This is a genomic window from Phycisphaerae bacterium (assembly GCA_012729815.1).
Taxonomy (GTDB): Bacteria; Planctomycetota; Phycisphaerae; order JAAYCJ01; family JAAYCJ01; genus JAAYCJ01.
In genome coordinates, this window is the sequence record JAAYCJ010000325.1 from 1 (window position 1) to 1,528 (window position 1,528).

Here is a 1,528-nt window from a genome sequence, read left to right on the forward strand (position 1 = left end):
CAGGTGGGTCTGGCGTTCGCCATGTACATGGATGAGAACAACGGCTACTATCCTCACGCCTTCTACAACGGCGACTGGACCCAGCCGGATACGCGGCCGTGGTTCCACGCGTTGCGGCCGTATACCCACACTTACAGCGTGTTCAATTGTCCCAAACGCAATCAGATTGCCCCGCTACATGAGGCCAAGGAGATTTCGGTCTGGGGCATGCCCGGTCAGGCGTATTCGGGATACCTCTCCAACTACGGCTACAACTCGCACGATTTCGCCAACTCGACGAGCTACGGCAACGGCGACGACTGGCACAATGAGCCCGAGGCCCGCGAACTCTACGATCGCTACGGCGTGAACTTCCAGCGGGCCATCGTGGTCAAGGACGGCAGCGCCTGGATCCACGACGGATATCCCGGGCGAGAAGTCACGAGCGGGGTCGGGCACATGTACGATTCGAGCGGCTATCCGCACGCCCTGGGCGGCCCGCGAGGCTCCAGCAACGTGCTGTTCCCCGACTGGCACGTCGAGCTGGCCCCGTACGGCAAGATTGCCACCGTATACAACTGGGTCGGACCGGCTTACTTCATCTTCTCGGTGGACCCGTAAGATCGGCCCGCGACAACCGAATTGAACCCGAACAAAGGAGCATTCGTATGCATTGGACATTCCGCGCCCTGACGATCGCCTTGCTGACCGGCGGCGCCGCGTTGGCCGCCGGCGTCGACTTCCAAGCCGGCGACAACGGCCGGATGGCCTTCGCGGTGGACGGCGCCATGATGGCGGAGGGCTTTTCCGTCAGGATCGTCAAGCCGGAATGGACGGGCACCTTCGACGACGTCACCCGCACCGAAGTCCTGAAACTGGAGCCCGGCCAAAGCCGATTTGACAACACGGTGGCTGACGTCGCAACGTATCAGGTCACGGCTGAGAAGAAGGACTCGTCGGTCGCGGTCACGTACGACCTGGAGTTTATCAAGGAGACGCCCATCGAGCACGCCAGCGTCGTCGTCTACATTCCCATCAGCTTCGCCCAGCAAGGCGGCACGTTATCCACCTCAAGCCAATCGGACGTCCCATTTCCGGCCAGGTGCGAAAAGAAGTTCATCTACTCGGGACTGACGGAATTGCTCTCGTGGACCAACGGCCTGGGCCAGGGGATCACGCTGCGGCTGCCCTCGCCGACCTACGTTCAGATTCAGGACAACCGGGTCTTCGAGTGGTCCGTTTTCGAACTGAACATCCGTCTGCCCGGCGACGGGAAGGTCGGCAAGTCGAGCTTCACGCTGACGGTCGAGCCCGGCGCAGCCAAAACCGAGAAGCCGCAGCCCTTTGTCGATCGCTACGGCCAGTGCACCAAGAAGGAGTGGCCGGGCAAGGTGACCGCCGACGAGCAGCTTGCCGCCGACATCGAGGACGAAGCCAGGTGGCTGGAGCGGTTCGGCGGACGGCCGGACCAGTGGGACGAATTCGGCGGCTTGGAAGGCTCGAAGGAGCGGTTCGGCCTGAAGGCGACCGGGTTCTTCCACGTCGCCAA

General features: G+C 62.4%; 2 protein-coding genes. Both read left to right on the forward strand.

The features are described 5' to 3' along the window. Positions 1-600, forward strand: a 600-nt coding sequence (locus tag GXY33_21335) for a hypothetical protein (GenBank protein NLX07690.1), incomplete at its 5' end; no start/stop codon positions are given. A gap of 47 nt (positions 601-647) precedes the next feature. Further along, the coding region (locus tag GXY33_21340) for a hypothetical protein (GenBank protein ID NLX07691.1) at positions 648-1,528 on the forward strand (881 nt) is incomplete at its 3' end.